This is a genomic window from Scardovia inopinata JCM 12537, from assembly GCF_001042695.1.
In the GTDB taxonomy this organism is placed as follows: Bacteria; Actinomycetota; Actinomycetes; order Actinomycetales; family Bifidobacteriaceae; genus Scardovia; species Scardovia inopinata.
This window is the reverse complement of sequence record NZ_AP012334.1, coordinates 1,409,862-1,429,004: the sequence shown is the minus strand read 5'-3', so window position 1 is coordinate 1,429,004 and position 19,143 is coordinate 1,409,862. Positions and strand designations below refer to the sequence as shown.

Genomic DNA, 19,143 nt, shown 5'->3' with positions numbered 1-19,143 from the left:
ACTTATTGTTAGCCCCGGAGAGCGCTTCTCCTTCCAAAAAATGATATAGTCGCCATTGGGTTGAAGACTGCAATAAGCCGAAAACCCAGGATGGAAAACAATCAAATCTTTTATCAGATCGCATTCCTGGCTGATTGACCCCGATGGTGGCTGGCACGACAAGTATGGGGCCTCCTGTCAGACCCGTCAGGATAATGAGAGCATGCGCATAATAGCCGGACGATTTAAAAACAGTCACATATATACCCCTAAAGACGGGAGCATTACCAGGCCTACCACTGACCGGACCAAAGAGGCAATTTTTTCCCGTTTGGATTCTTGGGGTATTCTTGACCAGGCCCGGGTTCTGGATCTCTTTGCCGGGACTGGAGCCTTAGGTTTTGAGGCCCTGTCCCGTGGTGCTCAGGCTTTGACAGCGGTGGAAGCTCATGGTCAGGTTGTCTCCTGTATTCGCAGAACTGCCGGCGATTTACTTGCCAAGGATGGGAGTCTGAACATCAGAATTATTAAGAAAAAAGCTGAATTGTACCTTGCCGCCGGCCCTGATCACAGTTCCTTACAGGGAGCCGGGAGCCATAAGGCCTCTCTTCTTCCCGCCACTGTGGTCTTTATGGATCCTCCTTACGCAGTCAGCAGTCAGGACTGCAGTCATATGGTGGCCTTGCTGGCTGAAAGAGGCTGGATGGCAGATGATGCAGTTCTGATAGTGGAGAGGTCGGCCAGGAGTGAGGCTGTAATGGCTCCCCAGGGTTGGGAAATAACGGACAGTCGGCTTTATGGGGAAACAAGAGTGGATTATTTAGGACACTGCAGAAACGGTGTATAAAAGCTATGTATAAAACCTGTGTATAAAAGCGTTTGTGTAGTTGTACAAACTAAATATTAGAAAAACAAATCCCTGCAACCCGTCGGTTGCAAGGATTCATCATTTATTCCCAAACTACTTATTAGGGATTAGCTTAGTTATTAGCCAAAGTCCGCTTGACTGCTGCCCTGTAGGTGCGGCCACGGAAAGAGCCGCAGTTGGGGCAGGCCATGTGTGACAGAGTGGGAGCCCCGCAGTTGGGGCAGGCAATAGTGGTAGTAGCCTGTGCCTTCCAAGCAGCGCGGCGGGTATGCGTATTAGCGCGGGAAGTCCTGTACTTGGGCAATGCCATAGTTATCCTCTTTTTCGATCGATATAAATTTGCTTAAGCATAGGTGAGTTTAGTGCAACCCCTCGAAAACTGTATGCGTTAGTCTTTTCCAGACGTTTCCTTGCCCAGCTGCTGCTTGAAAGCTTCCAGATCAGCCCACCTCAGATCAGTTACCTGATGGTGGTGGTCGGGATTATCGTTGAGATTAATTCCGCATTGAGAGCACAGGCCCAGGCAATCCGGTTTGCACAGAAGCTGCAGGGGGAGAGCCTGAACCAGATTGTCCCTGAGGAGGGATTCCAGGTTGATCAAGCTGGCTGAAGGATCCAGAGAATATACATCTTGAGAGTTTTCATCCAGATCTGTCACCTCTATCTCCTCTTCAGCTTCTTTGTCTGCTTTTCTTTCCCCCTGGTCCTGATAGGAGAAAAAGGCGGAAACGGGCAAATCCAATGTATCTTCCACATCGGTCAGGCAGCGGGTGCACTGGCCAGTCAGATCTGCGCTGACAGTTCCGGTAAAAAGCAGGCCTGACGACAGGCTCTCCAGCCGGGCAGTGATGGTAACAGGTGCTCCCTCGTGGATTCCTACAATGTCATCGCCAATTCCACTGGGAGCTGGCATAGTAGTGTCAACCATAAGGGTCTGGCCGCTCCTATGAGAGAGGGAAGAGATAGACAAAGACCAGTCAGTAGGGTGTTCACGGGTCATAAAAATATACAGTCCTTATTGAGTTTTAGTGATGGTCGGGATAATCTTCAGCTGACAGGCGGGGAATATCCTGCTCCCTGTCTTCCTGTCGCTGGTGAAGAACCTGCAATCCGGATTGAATGCTCTTATGCACTTCCGTGATCTGCTCGTCCAGATCCCGCATAGATTTGGATGCATAATCGTTCGCACCTCGGGTCAGCTGATTGGCCTTCTCCTGCGCCCTGTCCAGAATATCTCGAGCCTTTTCGGTGGCAATAGAGACCACATTCTCCTGGCCGGCAAGGAACTGAGCCTGTTCATTAGCCTCGCGTACAATTCCCTCAGCCCGACTGTGAGCATCAGAAACAATGGAATTCGACTGTGTCTGAGCATTCTCCAGACGGCGTTCTGCCTCCCGCATAAGGGCGGAGGCCCGTTCCAGCTGGACCGGCAGACCTTTCTTCAGATCATGCAGAAGGCTCAGGAACTCTGACTTGCTGATTTTTACCACATCAGTGTTGAAAATACTGGTTTTGGCGTCCTCTATCAACTGCTCCATGTGTTCGATAATGTCGTAAGCGGTAGTGAACTGCTCATCCCCAATCCGATCATCTGCCGGGTCATCGTTGCCTTCGGTCTGCTGATTGTACGTTTCGGGTATATATTGTTTGACAGCCCGTAAAGCGGCATCGGTCGGATCATTATCCGTCTGGTCTGTCTGATGGCCTGCTTGGCTGCTGCCTTCCTGATCCTCCTGGCCTGATCTGTCTTCGGATCCCTGGGCGTCAGGCTGGTAGGTAGAATCGGCTTCGACTTTGTTCCTTGCAGGGTTTTGACTGGTGGCGTCGTCATCGTAGCCATCGGAAGCCGGAGTCGGATTCTCCCTGGAAAGCTCGTCTTCCATAATGACCCTCCTTATGGTGTCTGTGGTGTCTATGTCTCTTGTAAAAAATTTGTAAGGTTTATTCTTATTGTATGGTACTTCTCTTGCCTGATAATCCAGGTTTTATAGCGGCTTAAAAGATCCCTCTGTTCTCCTGCTAAATTTGCAGGGCAGTCATCAGGGGATCAATAACATTGTCAGGAACCATACCTGAAATGTCTCCTCCATGACGGGCAACATCCTTAACAATGGAGCTGGAAATATGTTCCTTGATGGGGTCAGCTGGCAGGAAGAGGGTTTCTACCCCAGCTAGTTTGCGGTTAACCAGGGCCATGCCCAATTCGGCTTCGTAATCACCGTTTTGCCGCAGGCCTTTAACGATGACGGTGGCTCCCACCCGGGTGCAGTATTCAGTAACTAATCCTTCAGTACTTCTGACCACAGCATTGGTACATCCGTCATTTTCCAAGGCGGTTTGGATCATCAGAACCCGCTCATCTTCAGTGAAAAGGGGCTTTTTGGCTGAATTAACTGCTACAAGGACGTGAATCTGATCGAAAAAACGTGAGCAACGCTCAATGACATCCAGGTGACCGGAAGTCACCGGGTCAAAAGAGCCGGGGCATACTGCAATTGTCATTCCTTCAGTTTAGCGCAGACATCCTATAGAAGGGGCACGGACAGCCTGCGGGAAGATATGGGGTATAGGAGGGAGCCTGTAGGACTCATGGGAGCTAGAGGTAAGGAGCGAACAGAATGATAGGGAGGCATTACTATAATGTTTACTCAATAAGTTTACTCAATAAAAGATCCGCAAAAGAGCTATGAAATTAGACGGCTGCCGGGCCTGTGGCCGCCGAAAGCAGTTTTAGTCTCTTACTTTTGCTGAGCAGCAAGATATGGAGGGCAGCATGATGATAAGAACAGAAAACAAAAGCATGGGCGGTAGGCAGAATCAGCTGAGCAGACGGGAAACAGCTCCCATCTGGTTGGATGACAATCAGAATCCGGCACAGACTCAACCAGATCCTGGTACCTCAACAGGCACTAGTGTTCTTGAGCGGGAAGAGACAGCCGAAAAGACTCGGCGGAGTGATGAGGGCGACAACGATCGCTACGCCCATTATGTGTCCAAGGAACGGTTGGAACAGGCTAGAATTACCGGCCGACCTGTCATCGCTCTCTGTGGTAAGGTATGGGTTCCTAAACGGAATCCGGAAGATTATCCGGTTTGCCCTGAGTGCAAAAAAGTATACTCTCAGATGAAGGGTTCTGCTGGCGGAATCAATCCACAGTAACTACTTCGGTGGGAATAGCGGGTTCTCCGTCGCTCAAGGAGAGGGCGCTGACCGGCAGATCGTTCAATTGCTGCCTGTGATAATCACGGGCAGCAAAGAGAGCCTGCGAAGTGGTCAAACTGTCGTCTATATTTCCATGATCAACCGCTGTGATTTGCAGAGCCCTGGTTTGTCCGTATTCCTCAGGGATCTGATAAGAATCCAGCTTTTCCTGGCTCCCGGCAAGAACAAGCTCACCCTGAGCCAGTCCATACTGGTAAGAGCGAAGAGCTTTCTTTCTCCACCCGTCAGTAGCCTTGCCAAAAGATTTCTTGGCGACCGGGTGCATGAGACCATCTGCGCCTTCGCGTTCAACCAACTTATAAACCATATTGTTGGTTACATGTCCAGATCCTGTTACCAGACGGGTACCCACCCCGTAAGAATCAATGGGGGCTGCTGCCAGGGCGGCAATGGAATATTCGTCTAAATCGTTGGTAACAGTAATGGTGGTGCCGGTTGCACCCAGGGCATCCAGCTGATGGCGGGCCCGCTGCGCCAGGGAGGCCAGATCGCCCGAGTCAATGCGAATGCCGCCCAGATGAGGGCCAGCAACATCAACAGCCGTCTTGATGGCTTGATCAATGTTGAAGGTATCAGTAAGTAGGGTGGTGCCCACGCCCAGGGCTTTCACCTGAGATTCAAAGGCGTCCCTTTCTGTATCGTGAACCAGGGTGAAGGCGTGGGCGGCGGTGCCAATGCAGGGAAGACCATACTTCTTAGCCGCTGCAAGATTTGCTGTGGAGGCAAAGCCTCCGACAATCGCAGCTCGGGAGGCAGCTATGGCTGCATATTCACTGATCCGCCTGCCGCCCATATCGGCACAGGGCCGACTGCCGGCTGCTGACGTAATTCTGGAGGCTGCCGATGCTACCGCTGAATCGTAGTTCATAATACTCAAAATCAAAGTTTCCAGGAGAACGCATTCCCCAAAGGTGCCTTCCACCTGAACAACCGGAGAATTGGCAAAGAACATTTCACCTTCGCGGTAGGCCTTAATGCTTCCGTGGAAAGTGAAGTTCCGCAGGTAATTAATGGTTTCTTGGCTGACAATATGATGATCAGCCATATATTGCAGGTCGTCATCTGAGGGCCGAAAATCCTTGAGATACTCCAAAATACGACCCAGGCCGGCAACAACACCGTATCGTCTGCCGCTGGGCAGGTGACGGGTAAAAACTTCAAAGACACTGCGGCGGGCAGCAGTCCCATCTTTGAGGGCAGCATCAAGCATGGTATATTCATACATATCGGTCATCATTGCCGGATTTACAGAGTTAGTCATGAAATTCTCCTCGTATCAGTGGCAGCTGTCTGCTGCCTTCTGCCTACCAGATTAGTCGCAAGCATAGAGGTGAGAAATGTGAGTGACCATGCGTACACTAATGAATTAATCGCAAAGATCAGGCAAGGCACAGATGTGAGGAGCTAAAACTGCCATGGCACAGATTAAAGACTTATTGGATGATACTCAGGCCTTGAAGGCAATTCGAGCAGATGGCAGGGCTGTGGATCAGCTCAGGCCGGTAACCATCACCCGGGGCTGGACCCAAGCTCCGGAAGGATCTGTTCTTATTGAATGCGGGCAAACCCGGGTTTTATGCACAGCCACTTTTAGTCAGGGGGTTCCCCGCTGGCGGAAAGATTCAGGCTTGGGTTGGGTAACTGCCGAGTATGCCATGATTCCCCGAGCTACGGCTGACAGGACTGACAGGGAGTCGGTCAGGGGCAAGATTGGAGGTCGAACCCATGAGATCAGTCGTCTGATTGGCAGGGTTTTGCGCGGGATCGTAGACCTGGGTGCCTTGGGAGAGAACATGATTCAGATTGACTGCGATGTTCTTCAGGCTGACGGAGGAACCAGAACAGCTTCCATTACCGGAGCTTACGTTGCTCTGGCCGATGCCGTGTCCTGGGCTAAGAAAAATAAGAAAATTAAAGCGGCAAAGCGGGTCCTGCTGGATCAGGTTTCCGCTGTGTCCGTGGGCATTATTAATGGGACTCCTATGCTGGACCTGCCATATACGGAAGATTCCCAGGCAATGACCGATATGAATGTTGCTATGACGGCATCAGGAAAATTCATTGAAATTCAAGGAACAGCTGAACATCGACCTTTCAGCCGGGATGAGCTTAATACTCTTCTTGATCTGGCTCAGAAGGGAAATACACAATTGCAGGAATTGCAAAAGCAGGCTCTGAAAAAGGAGATTAGGTAGATGAATCAGGCAGCAGGGGAAGACCATGAAAAGAGGGGAAGCGCCCCTCATCAGAAGAAAACCCTTGTGGTAGCTACGCACAATCAGGGGAAAGTTGCTGAAATACAAAGGATTTTGGCTGACAGCCTGGGACAGGCTGCTGAAGGTTTGATTGCCGTTACTTCGGCTTCCTTGGGGCTTCCTGACCCGGAGGAGACCGGAACAACTTTTGAGGAAAATGCCCTGCTCAAGGCCAGGGATGCCGCTGAAAGAACCGGGTTTCCTGCTATGGCTGACGATTCCGGTCTTATTGTTGATCTGATGGGTCGGGCTCCGGGCGTTCTTTCTGCCCGCTGGGCAGGCCGTCATGGTGATGATGCTGCCAACAATGCTCTTCTGCTCAACCAGTTGTCTGACATTCCCGATGGCAAGCGTCAGGCTCGTTTCTGCTGCGCCTGTGCCCTGGTCATTCCCCGGCAGGAGAGTGGGAACCATCAGGGGGAAAGGGGCTATAAGGAATATGTGGAAACGGGAGTCATGCCGGGAATCATCATTCGTCAGCCCAGGGGAGAGAACGGTTTTGGCTATGATCCCATTTTTGTTCCTGACGATCAGAGCCAAGTGAGCTCAGGGCAGTTTGAGGCCACTGGAGGACGTCCCCTGACCACAGCACAGATGACGGCAGAGCAGAAAAACACCATTTCTCACAGGGGAGCAGCTCTGCGGGCCATGGCTGCCCATATAAAGGACATTGTAGGCTGAGCACGACCGTGTCACACGTGGCATAATACATAATATGAGGGTGCGCGAGAAGGGAGTTGAACCCTCACGTCATAAGACACAGGAACCTAAATCCTGCGCGTCTACCATTCCGCCACTCGCGCAAAACTGTTGTTCATCAGTAAGAGCCGCTTACCAGAATCGGACTGGTGACCTTCTCATTACGAGTGAGACGCTCTACCAACTGAGCTAAAGCGGCATGTGCATACACACAGGTCTCAATTCTATGTCATACGCAAGATTTTATTGGTCTTTATTCCTGCCGTGTTGCACTTAATTTTTGAGGCTGGCCGAAGGAATCGCGAAAAAGGAGAGTGGACGTTTTCTGCAAGGTATGCCATACTGGGAGTGATGATCCTGCATGATCATCACAGAGTATGAGCGTTGATCCCCTTCTGAGGCGTGTTAGTGTTTGTCCGGATGTGTCGGTGTCCGCCATACCTATAGAGACTTTCGGAAAGCTGAGAAACTGATTCGCACGAGCGTGAGGTAGATGCTCGATGAAGCAGTTTCCGGCAAAGTTGAGGATACAGTGCAGTGTATCCTGCCAGGAGTTAACGGTGTCTGACGAAGACAAAAAAGGCCGTGCTGTAGATGCGGCGCACAAAATAAATAATACTGCCACCAGTAGTAACGCCAGTAAGAACGAAACTCATTCCACACAGGATTCACAGCGGCAGCCAGCAGCTGCAGGAATGCCCAGGAGGACCCGTCGCAGCCGGGGACGTGTTACCCGGGTGGCCGGAGCTGCTGGAGCAGCCTTGCCGGTTGTGGTGAGCTCCCGTTCTGAGAAGGACAAACCGGTTTCGCTCCCTGAACCTCATGAAAACCCCGATCGGGCTAGGCAGGAGAGGCTGAAGGCTTTGGCAGATGAAATCTTTACCGATAAGGGGATTCCTTCACCACGGGCATCGTCTTCCTCTTCTATTTCTGACCGCCCCCGTCCCATTTCTTCAGCGGATTCACCTGCTCCTACCCTCCGCAGGTTGCCTGCAAAGCCGGCAATGGACTCTCTTTTCTCTGCCTCATCAGCTGATGATGATAAAACGAGGGCTATTATACTTCCCCCTGCAAAGCCCATGACTTCTTTGCTTTTCCAGGCACCGGTGCTGACTCCGGCTTCGTATAATTCGCATAACAAGACTGGCTCATCGCCCCTTGACCAGATCAACACTCTTCTTGATGAAAAAGAAGAGGAAAAGAGCCAGGACAGGGGAGATTTCAGCCATTCAAGCCGCCGGCGCAGAAAAGATAGGGATCATAGAGACAGCCACTACGATCATACTGACCGTTCTGATCGCACCAGCCGCGGGAATGCTGACACAGATTTTTCTGAGGATGAATCAGAAGAAGAGCTGCGCCAAGAACGCCACAGCAAGCGTCGCCTTAATGCCCAGGAAAGGCGGGCTGCTGCGGAAGTCGAACAGATTGAGGAAGATCTGTCTGACGAGGACATCAGCTACCGTCCCATTGAAGATGGCTTTGACCAGGTTGATGACGATGTCGATGAGGAATTCAATGACTCCGGAAACGGCCGTTCCTCCGAGCGCTCCCGCTCCCGCCAGTCTGATCGGCAGGAAACAGAGACGACTGTCCGTCGCCGTCGCCGTCGCCGTAATCGGAACAGCTCTGACCAGCAGGAGGAGCAGATTCCCCGTTCCCGTAAACAGCAGTATATTGATAAGATTACCGGAATTGAGGGGTCAACCCGGCTGGAAGCCAAGCGGCAGAGGAGGCGGGACAACCGTCGGGAGCGGTCCCGTCATTCTCTGGTTACTGAGCAGGATTTCCTGGCCCGCCGTGAAAATGTGGACAGGCTCATGGTGGTGCGTGAGCGAGGCCGTCATTCCCAGGTGTCGGTTATCGAAGACAACGTTCTGGTGGAACACTATATTTCTGACATTGAAGAAGTATCTTCTGTGGGCAATATTTACCAAGGACGGGTGCAGAATGTCTTGCCCAGCATGGAAGCGGCCTTTGTAGATATTGGTCAGTACCGCAACGGTGTTCTGTATGCAGGCGAAGTCAACTGGGATACCACTCGGCTTGAAGGCCAGCCCCGCCTGGTGGAACATGCTTTTCGCCCGGGAGACAATGTTTTAGTCCAGGTTACCAAGGACCCCATCGGTCATAAGGGAGCCCGTCTGACTGCTCAGATTACGGTTGCCGGCCGCTACCTGGTTTTGGTTCCCGCAGGCGGCATCACTGGTGTTTCCCGTAAGCTCCCTGAACGTGAACGGACCCGTCTAAAGAATATTGTTTCCAAGATCGCTCCCGATAATATGGGGGTGATTATCCGTACTGCCGCCGATGGAGCCAGTGAAGAGGCCATTCAGCACGATCTGGAACACCTGGTCAAGAAGTGGGAAAATGTGGAAAAGAAGCTCAAGGAGTATCAGAGTTCCAAACGGCCGCATTTGCTCCAGGGCGAGCCCGATGTTGTTATTCGGGTTATTCGCGATATTTTTAACGACGATTTCAAGAAACTGGTTGTAGAAGGCGACAGCGTTTACAACCGTATTAAGGAATACTTGGAAGAAGCTGCTCCCGATATGCTGGATCGCTTGGAAAAGTGGGATCCGGAAGAGCATGAGGGAAAGGATGTTTTTGATAAGTGGTCCATCGATTCACAGCTGCGGAAGGGAATGGAGAGGAAGGTTTACCTTCCCTCCGGCGGTTCGTTGATTGTGGACAGAACAGAGGCTATGACCACGATCGATGTGAATACCGGCCGCTTTATTGGTAAGGGGCAGTCTCTGGAAGCAACGGTCACCAAGTGTAATCTGGAGGCGGCGGAAGAGATTGTCCGCCAGCTGCGTTTGCGCGATATTGGTGGCATGATCATGATTGATTTTGTCGATATGGTTATGCCCCAGAACCGTGACCTGGTTCTGCGTCGTCTGGTTGAATGCCTTTCCAGGGATAGAACCAAGCATCAGGTGGCAGAAGTGACATCTCTGGGTTTGGTTCAAATGACCCGTAAGCGGGTTGGGCAAGGCTTGGTTGAGGCTTTCTCTGAAGAATGCCCCACCTGCGCAGGAAGAGGTTTTATTCTCCATACCGAGCCCACAGTGTCTGCAGATTTTGATGATCCTTACGCTCTTAAAGGCGGAGATCCTTTCATTCATACCAATAAGCATGGGCACGGGCATAACCATTATGAAGAGACTGATGCCAATGCTCCCCAGGGGTCGACTCCTCAGGTCAAAGCAACTTTGGCTCGGATTGCTGCTGCAGCCGCAGAAGCTGCTGAAGCCGATAAAACTGAAGAAGGTGCGGAAACCAACGATCAATCGGCAAATCAGCCTCCAGCCGACACGGGCGGAGAGGATGTCCAGGAGAACTAATATCTTTGATGTTCTGAGTGCGCTGTGGTATGTTGCATCGTTTTGGTGTGATTTACGTCCCCCGGCGCATATAGAGTGGATAGCTGGTGTCTTAACAGATGTGGCGCGTCGGGCGCCTGCAGACGTCTGCTCACCACAAGAAATAGCTTAACAACAGGCAAGGTAGGATATGTACGCGATTGTAAAAGCTGGCGGCCACCAGGAAAAGGTTGAGGTTGGGGATAAAATCCTCGTTAACCGCCTTGATGCCAAGAAGGGCGATTCCGTAGAGTTCCCCGTCGCTCTTGTAGTCGATGGATCTCAGGTTACCGTTGCTGCCAAGGATCTGGCCAAAATCTCTGTCAAGGCTGAAGTCGTCAATGATGAAGCCAAGGGTAAGAAGATTACCATTCAGAAGTTCAAGAACAAGACAGGCGTTGCCCGTCGTAAGGGGCACCGTCAAAAGTTGACTATGGTAAAGATTACAGAGATCGCCTAAGAATGTGACTGGCTACGGTCCTCACATCTTTTAGAAATTTTGAAAGGATAAAAAATGGCACACAAGAAAGGCGCTTCGAGCTCCCGTAACGGCCGCGATTCAGGCCCACAATACCTCGGTCTGAAAAAATTCGGCGGTGAAACAGTGGTCGCCGGCAATATCATCGTTCGTCAGCGGGGCAGCAAGTTCCATCCTGGTCATGGTGTGGGCATGGGGAAGGATCATACCCTCTTCGCCCTGCAGGACGGCACTGTGAAGTTTGGTGTCCGTCGCGATCGCAAGGTCGTCGATGTGGTTGCCGAATAGGCATTGTAAATCAAACAAGTACAGGTAGAGCCGCGTTTTTACGCGGCTTCATTTGTATCTGACCTTATCGGCAGATAATGAGGGTAGAAAATAACGACGATCGGGTGGATAATAGGAATATGAGTGATTTTGTTGACAGGGTGACCGTCCATGTCCGCGGCGGTAATGGGGGAGACGGAGCCGCATCCATCAGGCGGGAGAAATATAAGCCCTTGGCCGGTCCTAACGGAGGTGATGGAGGTGATGGAGGATCAGTTATTGTCTTGGCAGATCCCAACACCACATCTTTGTTGAATTATCGTTTTGCACCCCATAGAACTGCCCAGAACGGTACCATGGGCAAGGGGGACGATAAGGATGGTGCTTCGGGGGCTGATGTCATTCTTCCTGTTCCGCCGGGAACGGTTGTTTTCGATGTCAGCAATCATAAAAAAGAAACTTTTCTGGCCGATCTTCGCCACTGCGGAGACACAGTGGTGGTGGCTCAGGGGGGAGCTGGAGGTTTAGGCAATAGGTCTCTTGCGAATAAAGCCCGAAGAGCTCCGGGTTTTGCCCTATTGGGAGAACCGGGCCAGGAGCGGGATGTAGTTTTTGAGCTTAAGTCTATAGCCGATGTGGCTCTGGTAGGATATCCCAGTGCTGGAAAATCCAGTTTGATTGCCTCCATGAGCGCAGCCCGGCCCAAAATAGCTGACTATCCTTTTACTACGTTGGTTCCCAACCTGGGAGTAGTCAAGGCTGATGACAAGGTTTTCACCGTTGCTGATGTTCCTGGTCTGATTCCTGGCGCCGCCCAAGGAAAGGGCTTGGGGCTGGAATTTCTGCGGCATATTGAACGCACGGGAGTCATTGTTCATGTGATTGATTGTGCGACTCTGGAACCCGACAGGGACCCTCTGTCTGACTACCAAGCCCTGGAAAAGGAACTAAGCCACTATGAACAGGCTTTGCAGCTTCCTCTTGGTGCGATTGCCATCAAAGACAGGCCTCGGGTTATTGTTCTTAATAAAATTGATCTTCCTGAAGCCCGTGAACTTGCTGAGTTTGTCAAACCTTCCTTTGAAAAGATGGGATTGACAACTGTTCTTGTGTCCACAGCCAGCCATGAGGGTTTGCGTGAATTGACTTTTGTCCTGTCTGATCTGGTTCAGACCATGCGGCAGAAGGTCAGACAGGTGGAAGAATCACAAGAGACCGGCCAGGAGAGGGTGGTTCTGCATCCTCTGGAGAATAAGTCACGACGCCGAAATTCCGGCCCAGGAACTGTGGGGGTCGACTTTGATGTTGTTCGTCATGAGGACAAGAATGGTCACGTTTGGTTTGCAGTAACTGGCAATAAGCCGGAACGGTGGATTCTGCAAACAAACTTTGATAATGAGGAAGCTGTCGGCTACCTGGCAGACCGCCTGGCTAAGCTGGGGGTTGAAGATGCTTTGAAGGCCAAGGGTGCCCGTCTGGGTGATGAAGTTTACATCGGTCAGGGGGATAATGCTGTGGGCTTTGACTGGGATCCTACCATCAGCGCAGGTGCTCAGATGCTTGATGACAATCCTCAGGCTCAGCGGGGACATGATGCCCGCCTGGATGCCTTGGAAGAAGCCCGCGTCCACAGGAGAACCAACGTGGAACGTCGGCGGGAATATCATCAGTGGATGGATGCCAAGGCAGCAGTTCGTCAGGCAATGGAAAAAGAACGGGCAGCGGGCCATTGGAATGATCCTTCCCGTAATGATGATCCGCATGATACGCAAGGATTGGAGAATTATGAAGCTCAGTGATCGGGTAGAGGCCATTGCCCCCAGTGTTACCCTCAAAATTGACACTCAGGCTAAGAGTATGATGTCTGCGGGAATTAAGGTTATTAATTATGGGGTAGGCGAGCCAGATTTTCCAACTCCTGATTACATTGTTCAGGCTGCTGCAGAAGCTGCCCGGGATCCCCGCAATCATCGCTATACTGCGACTCAAGGGCTACAGGAATTAAGAGAAGCGATAGGGCAAAAAACTCTGCGCGATTCCGGTTACGCTGTAGATCCGGAGCAGATTGTAATTACCAACGGGGGCAAGCAGGCGGTCTATGAGACCATGCAGGTTCTTCTTAACCCCGGGGATCAGGTAATTATCCCAGCCCCCTATTGGGTGAGCTTTACTGAAGTAGTCAAACTTGCAGGTGGACAGCCGGTGATTGTGGCCAGCGGGATGGATCAGGGTTTTATTCCAACTGTCGAACAGCTGGAAGCGGCACGAACAGAAAAAACCAAGGCCCTGGTTATTAATTCGCCCAATAATCCCTCCGGGGCGGTATGGGGGGTCGATCGCCTGCGAGAGGTGGCAGCATGGGCTGGGGAACACGGACTGTGGGTGATTGCCGATGAGATCTATGAGCATATGGTTTATGATGGGGCCCAGACCGCCCATATTGGTGCTGTTTGCCCTGCCCTGCGACCCCAGCTCCTGGTACTGAACGGGGTGGCTAAGACCTATGCCATGACCGGCTGGAGGGTTGGCTGGCTGATTGGTCCCCGCCAGGTTGCTGCCGCTGCTGCCAAACTTCAGGGACACATGACGTCAAACGTCAATAATATTGCTCAAAGAGCTGCCCTGAAGGCCGTCAGCGGAGATTTAAGCGCTGTGCAGAAGATGCGGTCAGCTTTTGACATTCGCCGAAAGACAATAGTTGCCAAGCTTAACGCTATTCCCGGAGTCTCCTGCAGTCTGCCCGATGGTGCTTTCTATGTATTCCCCAATGTTTCCGGTCTTCTTGGCCGTCCTCTTGGACCCAGGAATCAGGTTTTTTCTTCTTCGGCAGACCTGGCTTCCGCCTTACTGGACCAGATTCATATTGCCGTGGTTCCCGGTGAAGGTTTTGGTATGCCTGGATATATTCGTTTTTCCTATGCCCTGTCGGATCAGGATCTATCTGAAGGAATGGACCGCTTTGCAGCCTGGGTTGGTGCAGGCGATAGGCTTGTTTCCAGCTGAACACGCCGGCTGGGTTGGCTAGACTAAATCCATATGGGCCGCTAAACTTAAAACTTGGCTGTTTACCGCCGGTTTCGCATCAGGTCAAATCTAGTGCAGTCGGTACAATAACAGTGCACTTAGGGAAGTGGCACAATTGGTAGCGCAACGGTCTCCAAAACCGTAGGTTGTGGGTTCGAGTCCCGCCTTCCCTGCTGGATGCCATCATCGCTGTTCGCGATGGTGGCACATTATTAGGAAACGATAACAGTCAAGGTTAGGAACCGGTATGGCAGAGTCTTCACACAGGACCGTTAAGGAGAAGAAGCCGAATATCTTTATGCGTATCGGTCAGTTCATTAAGCAGGTTCTGGATGAGATGCGCAAGGTAGTTGCGCCATCAGGACTGGAACTACTGAAGTGGTCTCTGGCTGTCTTTATTTTTGTGCTTTTGCTGATGCTTTTCACCACAGGCATTGATTTTGGCCTGGGTAAGCTGATGCTCTTCCTCTTTGGATAAGGCCCCACCATAGTTGATAAGCGGTAATGAAGGATAGTATGGCAAACGATAGAGATAATCTTTTCGACGATGGCAGCAGCCACACCCCCGGCGAGGCTGAGAATCAGCCTGCACAGGATGGTGATCAGTCTTTGCGGGATGAAGCCCAGGTGGATTTGAATCTGGCTGATCTTGATGCTCAGGAGGCTGATACTGCTCAGAAGGCTGTTGAGGCAGATCAGGAGGCTTTGGAACAGGCCCAAACCGATCATGACCCTGATAGGGAAGAGGCTGATGAGCAGGCTTTATCAGATGCCACTGAGGTTTTGGATGAGCACCTGTCTGATGCTGTGGATGAAGTTGTTGAAGCTGATGAAGATAAAGAAGCTTCCGGTCAGTATCAGGAAGAAGATGCTGGCGACAAGGCCGTAGACGAGTTCAGGAATTCTTTAAGAACCCTGGATGGCAAGTGGTATGTGCTCCATACCTATTCTGGCTATGAAAAGCGGGTCAAGGCAAATATTGAATCCCGGGTACAGAACTTTGGCCTGGAAGACACAGTTTTTCAGGTTGAAGTGCCAATGGAAGAAGTAGAAAAGCATACAGAAAAAGGCAAAAAAATTATTTCCCGGGTTCGCATCCCTGGGTATGTGCTGATCCGTATGTGGCCGGATGATGATGCCCGCCGTATTATTCGTGAGACTGAAGGAGTTACGGGCTTTGTGGGCTCTAACCGGGAGGCAGTCCCCTTGAGTAGGCAGGAGGTTGTCGATATGATGGCTCCCATGATTCGCTCTCAGGCTCTGAAGGAATCCGGCGACAAACCTAAGGCTGCACGGCAGCGGAAGATTGAAGTCTCCTTTGAGATGGGGGAGACCGTGACCGTGACCGATGGTCCCTTTGCTACCATGACCGGGGTTATCTCCGAACTACAGCCGACTACTCAGAAACTGACTGTTCTGGTTAATATTTTTGGCCGGGATACCCCGGTTGAGCTTGGTTTTGATCAGGTAGAAAAACTCTCTTAATTTCAGGAAAACCCTCCTAGTCTCAGGGTTTTGGCATAATAGTACAGCTTGTCCTGCTGACGAAGAGCTCTGTCTTTTTATGTGAGAAGGCAGATGTCTGCTTCAGATAGAGGACTGGATATATAAGGTGCGGGAGATGCAGGCGAATGTCTTGTGTCGTTTGAACCGCGTATAGAAAGAAGAACCATATAATGGCTCAAAAAAAGAAAAAAGTCTCAGCACTTATCAAGCTGCAGATTCCAGCAGGTAAGGCCAATCCTGCTCCGCCTCTGGGCACTGCTCTGGGTTCCCGTGGCGTGAACATCATGGACTTTACCAAGGCTTATAACGATGCTACCAAGGATAAGATCGGTCAGATCATTCCTGTTGAGATCACTGTTTATGAGGATCGTTCCTTCACTTTCATTCTGAAGACTCCTCCGGCGGCTGAACTCCTCCGCAAGGCAGCAGGTGTTGACAAGGGTGCTGGTAACCCCTTGACTACTAAGGTTGGTTCTGTAACCAAGGCTCAGGTACGTGAAATTGCTGAAACAAAGATGCCCGATCTTTCTGCACGCGATATTGAAGCAGGAATGAAGATCATCGAAGGCACCGCTCGTTCCATGGGTATTACCGTAACAGACTAATTAACCAACCAAGCAGAGGGCTTCCTATGCCTTACTGCGACTGCTAAGGAGAAAAGCAGATGACAAAGCGTTCACGCAAGTACCGCGAAGCCGCAGAAATGGTCGACCGCGGTAATTTTTACACTGATGAGCAAGCTGTAGCCCTGCTCAAGAGCATGCCTAAGCATGGGTTTGATGAGACCCTTGAGGTTACATATGTTCTGAATGTTGATCCTCGCAAGGCCGATCAATTGGTTCGCGGTACCGTCAACCTTCCTCATGGAACTGGTAAGACTGCCCGCGTCCTTGTTTTCGCCCGAGGCCCTCAGGCTACGGCTGCAACTGAAGCTGGGGCTGATGAAGTGGGCGATGACGAGTTGATTACCAAGGTTGCCAATGGCTATCTTGATTTCGATGCCGTCGTTGCCACCCCCGACATGATGGGTAAGGTAGGTCGTTTGGGCCGTGTGCTTGGTCCCCGTGGCCTTATGCCCAATCCAAAGACCGGTACCGTTACTATGGATGTAGCGAAGGCTGTTGCTGATATTAAAGGCGGAAAGATTGAATTCCGTGTTGACAAGGATGGCAACCTGAGCTTTATTATTGGCAAAATGTCTTTTGCAGAACATGATCTGGTGGAGAATTTCCGGGCTGTTGCTGACGAAATTCGCCGTCTGAAGCCAGCTACTGTCAAGGGTCGCTATATTGAGAAGGTCACCATGACCTCTACAATGAACCCTGGTGTTCCTATGGATACTGCACCCCTGGTTTAGTTTTTACATATCGTCGGGAATCCGACCTGATAATTCCGATAATTCCGGCTCTTTTGTGGCTTTGCTGCAGGGGAGCCGGTTTTGTTTATAGCTTACCTACCGTTGCAAGGGTGACGGTATATACACTCGGGGGATCTGACGGACAGTTTGCAGTCAGGCTTTTAGCAGTGAATTTGCAGGTGGCGTAAGAGAAGAATGGTATAGAATATCAACCATGGTATCAAGGGGAAACAGATTGGATACGTCAGGTTCGTGGCAGAAGGATTCTGCTGGCGGGGAGGAGCAAGGCAAATTCCCTATTACCGATGCCCCTGATCCTGATCCCTCAGATTATCCTAGGTATTCAGCTTCCGAACCATTGCCAACTCAAGGCTCGACAGCCCATGGTTATGCTTATCGCAGCAGGAAAACCAGTTGGAAAATGTTTGCTCTCCTGGTTGCCCTAGCTGTTTTAGTCGGCCTGGTTATCGCCCTTATCCTGCCCCGAGTAAGCGCGCAGATTGCCACTTCTACCGGAGCCAATAATCCTACAGGAGAAGCAGCCAATGTCCTGCAAAGTCTGACGGTCAGGAATTCTGGCTCTTCATCTGGCTATGACAGGGATCTTTTCGGATTCCGGCAAACTGATGATGATGGTAATGGTTGTGATATAAGGGAAGACGTTCTGGCCCGGGACATGACGTCGGTTCGCTACAAGAGGGGAAGCTCCTGCCAGGTATATACCGGAGTACTTGTCGATCCGTATACGGGCAAGACAATACATTTTCACCGTGGGGTTACCACCAGTGCTTTGGTTCAGATTGATCATGTAGTTGCCCTGCACAATGCCTGGAATTCCGGCGCAAGTTCCTGGTCTACAGCAAAACGGTATCAGTTTGCCAATGATCCCTATAACCTCCTGGCTGTCGATGGGAATGCCAATCAGGACAAGGGTGATGCTTCCGCAGATGAGTGGCTGCCGTCGAACAAAAGGTACAGGTGTTCTTATGTTGCCAGGCAGATTGCGGTAAAGAAAAAATATTCACTGACTGTGACTGAATCCGAAAAAACAGCCATGATGACGACCTTGTCTTCCTGCCCTGCTCAGAAACTGCCGTAAATGCGAGCAGGGCATAGATTATACTTTTTCATAGTATAATTTTCTTCCGATATTTCTCTGATATTTCTGGTAGGTAACACTAAGCACAGCAGTCGAATCGTGAAAATTCGGCTATATACTTTGCATAAAAGCATCGGAAGGCGTTGGCGTTTCTTTTTTGAATTCGGTATATTATTTAATTTTAGTATTAAATATAATTTAATGCGGAAGATGACAAATGAAACGCTTATTTCATACAATTGCAACCTGTGTTTGGTGTATGAAAATTGCTTTTTTGACAGCACCTCTGTATACACTTTGTGCTCTCATTCTTAGCATTTTTTCCGCCCTAGTCCCATCTTTGCAGATGGGTTGCGTGGGCAGGCTAACAACAAGTTCGAATTGACGGTGAGGGAGAACTTGTTGCTAGGCAATTTTCGAGGGGGATCTTCAAGTAAGACTCACTACTCTGAACCAGAGATGTGGAATAAGGTGCAAGCAGTTGATGAGAAAACGTTGGTGAACAATCTTCCCAAGGGGATTGATACACAGCTAGGTGCTCAATGGGATGGGGTGGATCTATCCGGTGGGCAATGGCAGCGGTTAACTATTGCTCGTACATTACTCAAACATGCTGCAATTAGAATTTTTGATGAGCCGACGAGCAACGTTGATTCATTGGCTGAAAAACAGATCATTAATGAGTTAAAGAAAACTGGTTCTGATTGCATTACTATTCTGGTCAGCCACAGGGCATGGACGCTCAAGCAGGCTGACATGATTTATGTATTCGACTCTGGTCACATCGTGGATAGTGGGTCATATGACGCCCTTCGAAGTACCAGTAAAGCATTTCGTGATCTTTTCGATTATCAATTAGAGAAAGGAGGCGATAAAGCTGAAGAAGCCTGATTCGCCTCAGTAACTGTCAGCACAGATAAGGACTTAGCTAAAGATCACCTGCCCGAGTCTGTTCGTCAAGGAAAGTTTTCGTCTGGTCAGAAGCGGCTGATCTGTATATTAATATTATTCATATTTCGTATA

Annotated in this window: 20 protein-coding genes and 3 tRNA genes; 16 read left to right on the top strand and 7 right to left on the bottom strand. The window is 50.6% G+C overall.

Features of this window, described 5'->3' with window-relative positions; genetic code table 11:
- Nucleotides 1–202: 202 nt before the first annotated feature.
- Nucleotides 203–826, top strand: a complete 624-nt coding sequence (locus tag SCIP_RS05830; RefSeq protein WP_006293646.1) for an RsmD family RNA methyltransferase — start codon at nt 203–205, stop codon at nt 824–826.
- 133 nt (nt 827–959) lie between these two features.
- Here SCIP_RS05830 and rpmF read toward each other — a convergent pair whose 3' ends face one another.
- The 4 genes from rpmF to coaD form a co-directional block, all read right to left on the bottom strand.
- On the bottom strand, nt 960–1,157 hold the full coding sequence (gene rpmF / locus SCIP_RS05825) for a 50S ribosomal protein L32 (RefSeq protein ID WP_006293647.1): 198 nt from the start codon (nt 1,155–1,157) through the stop codon (nt 960–962).
- 78 nt (nt 1,158–1,235) lie between these two features.
- Nucleotides 1,236–1,847 carry a YceD family protein gene (locus tag SCIP_RS05820; protein WP_040591300.1) on the bottom strand — a complete coding sequence of 204 codons (612 nt, stop codon included), beginning with the start codon at nt 1,845–1,847 and terminating at the stop codon, nt 1,236–1,238.
- Between the two features lie 25 nt (nt 1,848–1,872).
- Nucleotides 1,873–2,730 carry an ATP synthase subunit B family protein gene (locus tag SCIP_RS05815; RefSeq protein ID WP_006293649.1) on the bottom strand — a complete coding sequence of 286 codons (858 nt, stop codon included), beginning with the start codon at nt 2,728–2,730 and terminating at the stop codon, nt 1,873–1,875.
- 136 nt (nt 2,731–2,866) lie between these two features.
- Nucleotides 2,867–3,349, bottom strand: a complete 483-nt coding sequence (gene coaD, locus SCIP_RS05810) for a pantetheine-phosphate adenylyltransferase (protein ID WP_006293650.1) — start codon at nt 3,347–3,349, stop codon at nt 2,867–2,869.
- Between the two features lie 298 nt (nt 3,350–3,647).
- On the opposite strand from coaD, the gene SCIP_RS05805 reads away from it, so the two are divergent.
- Nucleotides 3,648–4,007 (top strand): DUF3039 domain-containing protein, encoded by a 360-nt coding sequence (locus SCIP_RS05805; protein ID WP_081442858.1) that lies wholly within the window; start codon nt 3,648–3,650, stop codon nt 4,005–4,007.
- Here SCIP_RS05805 and SCIP_RS05800 read toward each other — a convergent pair.
- Nucleotides 3,994–5,331, bottom strand: coding sequence for a nicotinate phosphoribosyltransferase (locus SCIP_RS05800; RefSeq protein ID WP_006293652.1), 1,338 nt, complete (start codon nt 5,329–5,331; stop codon nt 3,994–3,996). The two genes, SCIP_RS05805 and SCIP_RS05800, sit on opposite strands and share 14 nt — an antisense overlap.
- A 154-nt stretch (nt 5,332–5,485) precedes the next feature.
- On the opposite strand from SCIP_RS05800, the gene rph reads away from it, so the two are divergent.
- Nucleotides 5,486–6,265 (top strand): ribonuclease PH, encoded by a 780-nt coding sequence (gene rph, locus SCIP_RS05795; RefSeq protein WP_006293653.1) that lies wholly within the window; start codon nt 5,486–5,488, stop codon nt 6,263–6,265.
- Nucleotides 6,266–7,006, top strand: a complete 741-nt coding sequence (locus SCIP_RS05790; protein WP_006293654.1) for a non-canonical purine NTP pyrophosphatase — start codon at nt 6,266–6,268, stop codon at nt 7,004–7,006. It abuts the gene before it with no gap.
- Between the two features lie 41 nt (nt 7,007–7,047).
- Here SCIP_RS05790 and SCIP_RS05785 read toward each other — a convergent pair.
- A tRNA-Leu gene (locus SCIP_RS05785) sits at nt 7,048–7,128 on the bottom strand.
- Nucleotides 7,129–7,150: 22 nt separating this feature from the next.
- Nucleotides 7,151–7,223, bottom strand: a tRNA-Thr gene (locus SCIP_RS05780).
- 301 nt (nt 7,224–7,524) lie between these two features.
- On the opposite strand from SCIP_RS05780, the gene SCIP_RS05775 reads away from it, so the two are divergent.
- The 12 genes from SCIP_RS05775 (at nt 7,525) to SCIP_RS05720 (ending at nt 19,011) form a co-directional block, all read left to right on the top strand.
- Nucleotides 7,525–10,371 (top strand): Rne/Rng family ribonuclease, encoded by a 2,847-nt coding sequence (locus SCIP_RS05775; RefSeq protein WP_081442849.1) that lies wholly within the window; start codon nt 7,525–7,527, stop codon nt 10,369–10,371.
- Between the two features lie 169 nt (nt 10,372–10,540).
- On the top strand, nt 10,541–10,849 hold the full coding sequence (gene rplU / locus SCIP_RS05770) for a 50S ribosomal protein L21 (protein WP_006293656.1): 309 nt from the start codon (nt 10,541–10,543) through the stop codon (nt 10,847–10,849).
- Between the two features lie 54 nt (nt 10,850–10,903).
- On the top strand, nt 10,904–11,155 hold the full coding sequence (gene rpmA / locus SCIP_RS05765) for a 50S ribosomal protein L27 (protein WP_006293657.1): 252 nt from the start codon (nt 10,904–10,906) through the stop codon (nt 11,153–11,155).
- A 119-nt stretch (nt 11,156–11,274) separates the two neighbouring features.
- Complete coding sequence (gene obgE, locus SCIP_RS05760; RefSeq protein ID WP_040591304.1) at nt 11,275–12,933, top strand: GTPase ObgE; 1,659 nt, start codon at nt 11,275–11,277, stop codon at nt 12,931–12,933.
- Nucleotides 12,920–14,137 carry a pyridoxal phosphate-dependent aminotransferase gene (locus tag SCIP_RS05755; RefSeq protein ID WP_006293659.1) on the top strand — a complete coding sequence of 406 codons (1,218 nt, stop codon included), beginning with the start codon at nt 12,920–12,922 and terminating at the stop codon, nt 14,135–14,137. Before obgE ends, SCIP_RS05755 begins: the two co-directional genes overlap by 14 nt.
- 121 nt (nt 14,138–14,258) lie before the next feature.
- Nucleotides 14,259–14,331, top strand: a tRNA-Trp gene (locus tag SCIP_RS05750).
- A 74-nt stretch (nt 14,332–14,405) separates the two neighbouring features.
- Nucleotides 14,406–14,636, top strand: coding sequence for a preprotein translocase subunit SecE (secE, locus tag SCIP_RS05745; protein WP_006293660.1), 231 nt, complete (start codon nt 14,406–14,408; stop codon nt 14,634–14,636).
- 38 nt (nt 14,637–14,674) lie between these two features.
- Complete coding sequence (gene nusG / locus SCIP_RS05740; protein ID WP_040591306.1) at nt 14,675–15,643, top strand: transcription termination/antitermination protein NusG; 969 nt, start codon at nt 14,675–14,677, stop codon at nt 15,641–15,643.
- Between the two features lie 191 nt (nt 15,644–15,834).
- On the top strand, nt 15,835–16,269 hold the full coding sequence (gene rplK, locus SCIP_RS05735; RefSeq protein ID WP_006293662.1) for a 50S ribosomal protein L11: 435 nt from the start codon (nt 15,835–15,837) through the stop codon (nt 16,267–16,269).
- 59 nt (nt 16,270–16,328) lie between these two features.
- A complete protein-coding gene (rplA, locus tag SCIP_RS05730; protein WP_006293663.1) occupies nt 16,329–17,021 on the top strand; it encodes a 50S ribosomal protein L1 in 693 nt (230 codons plus the stop codon).
- Nucleotides 17,022–17,442: 421 nt separating this feature from the next.
- Nucleotides 17,443–18,120 carry an HNH endonuclease family protein gene (locus SCIP_RS05725; protein ID WP_115672883.1) on the top strand — a complete coding sequence of 226 codons (678 nt, stop codon included), beginning with the start codon at nt 17,443–17,445 and terminating at the stop codon, nt 18,118–18,120.
- A gap of 387 nt (nt 18,121–18,507) precedes the next feature.
- Nucleotides 18,508–19,011 carry an ATP-binding cassette domain-containing protein gene (locus SCIP_RS05720; RefSeq protein WP_006293665.1) on the top strand — a complete coding sequence of 168 codons (504 nt, stop codon included), beginning with the start codon at nt 18,508–18,510 and terminating at the stop codon, nt 19,009–19,011.
- Nucleotides 19,012–19,143: the final 132 nt, after the last annotated feature.

Excerpts from the sequence above, each read along its gene's own strand:
- SCIP_RS05805 (WP_081442858.1), top strand. The coding sequence starts at position 3,648 with ATGGGCGGTAGGCAGAATCAGCTGAGCAGACGGGAAACAGCTCCCATC.
- obgE (WP_040591304.1), top strand. The coding sequence starts at position 11,275 with ATGAGTGATTTTGTTGACAGGGTGACCGTCCATGTCCGCGGCGGTAAT.
- secE (WP_006293660.1), top strand. The coding sequence starts at position 14,406 with ATGGCAGAGTCTTCACACAGGACCGTTAAGGAGAAGAAGCCGAATATC.
- SCIP_RS05790 (WP_006293654.1), top strand. The coding sequence starts at position 6,266 with ATGAATCAGGCAGCAGGGGAAGACCATGAAAAGAGGGGAAGCGCCCCT.
- rpmA (WP_006293657.1), top strand. The coding sequence starts at position 10,904 with ATGGCACACAAGAAAGGCGCTTCGAGCTCCCGTAACGGCCGCGATTCA.
- SCIP_RS05830 (WP_006293646.1), top strand. The coding sequence starts at position 203 with ATGCGCATAATAGCCGGACGATTTAAAAACAGTCACATATATACCCCT.
- coaD (WP_006293650.1), bottom strand. The coding sequence starts at position 3,349 with ATGACAATTGCAGTATGCCCCGGCTCTTTTGACCCGGTGACTTCCGGT.
- rplU (WP_006293656.1), top strand. The coding sequence starts at position 10,541 with ATGTACGCGATTGTAAAAGCTGGCGGCCACCAGGAAAAGGTTGAGGTT.
- SCIP_RS05775 (WP_081442849.1), top strand. The coding sequence starts at position 7,525 with ATGAAGCAGTTTCCGGCAAAGTTGAGGATACAGTGCAGTGTATCCTGC.
- SCIP_RS05800 (WP_006293652.1), bottom strand. The coding sequence starts at position 5,331 with ATGACTAACTCTGTAAATCCGGCAATGATGACCGATATGTATGAATAT.
- nusG (WP_040591306.1), top strand. The coding sequence starts at position 14,675 with ATGGCAAACGATAGAGATAATCTTTTCGACGATGGCAGCAGCCACACC.
- SCIP_RS05755 (WP_006293659.1), top strand. The coding sequence starts at position 12,920 with ATGAAGCTCAGTGATCGGGTAGAGGCCATTGCCCCCAGTGTTACCCTC.
- rplK (WP_006293662.1), top strand. The coding sequence starts at position 15,835 with ATGGCTCAAAAAAAGAAAAAAGTCTCAGCACTTATCAAGCTGCAGATT.
- SCIP_RS05725 (WP_115672883.1), top strand. The coding sequence starts at position 17,443 with ATGTTTGCTCTCCTGGTTGCCCTAGCTGTTTTAGTCGGCCTGGTTATC.
- rplA (WP_006293663.1), top strand. The coding sequence starts at position 16,329 with ATGACAAAGCGTTCACGCAAGTACCGCGAAGCCGCAGAAATGGTCGAC.
- rph (WP_006293653.1), top strand. The coding sequence starts at position 5,486 with ATGGCACAGATTAAAGACTTATTGGATGATACTCAGGCCTTGAAGGCA.
- rpmF (WP_006293647.1), bottom strand. The coding sequence starts at position 1,157 with ATGGCATTGCCCAAGTACAGGACTTCCCGCGCTAATACGCATACCCGC.
- SCIP_RS05820 (WP_040591300.1), bottom strand. The coding sequence starts at position 1,847 with ATGACCCGTGAACACCCTACTGACTGGTCTTTGTCTATCTCTTCCCTC.
- SCIP_RS05815 (WP_006293649.1), bottom strand. The coding sequence starts at position 2,730 with ATGGAAGACGAGCTTTCCAGGGAGAATCCGACTCCGGCTTCCGATGGC.